Origin of the sequence: Flavihumibacter cheonanensis (genome assembly GCF_022352215.1) — a bacterium.
GTDB lineage: Bacteria > Bacteroidota > Bacteroidia > Chitinophagales > Chitinophagaceae > Flavihumibacter > Flavihumibacter cheonanensis.
Genome location: NZ_JAKRWF010000120.1, coordinates 1 through 287, shown reverse-complemented (window position 1 = coordinate 287; position 287 = coordinate 1). Strand labels below are relative to the sequence as shown.

General features: G+C 65.2%; 1 protein-coding gene. It reads right to left on the bottom strand.

Annotated elements, in window-relative coordinates; all coding sequences use genetic code 11:
- Positions 1–287: ATP-binding domain-containing protein (locus MD536_RS21355; RefSeq protein ID WP_239603811.1), on the bottom strand; the 287-nt coding region annotated here is incomplete at both ends.

Here is a 287-nt window from a genome sequence, read left to right as displayed (position 1 = left end):
TTTTGAGGGGTGTCGTTCTGGACGGCGATCGCCACCGCCCTGGCGGTACCGATCAGCACCACCAGGGTTTTGGCCCGGGTCAGGGCCGTGTAGATCAAATTGCGCTGAAGCAGCGGGTAGTGCTGGGTCATGACCGGCAGCACCACCGCCGGGTAGTCGGACCCCTGGGATTTGTGGACCGAGATGGCGTAGGCCAGGGACAGGTCCTCCAGCGCACCGCGATCGTAGGCCACGCTTCGGCCGTAAAAGTCCACCGACAACCGCGAGCCGTCGCTTTCCGCGCTGCG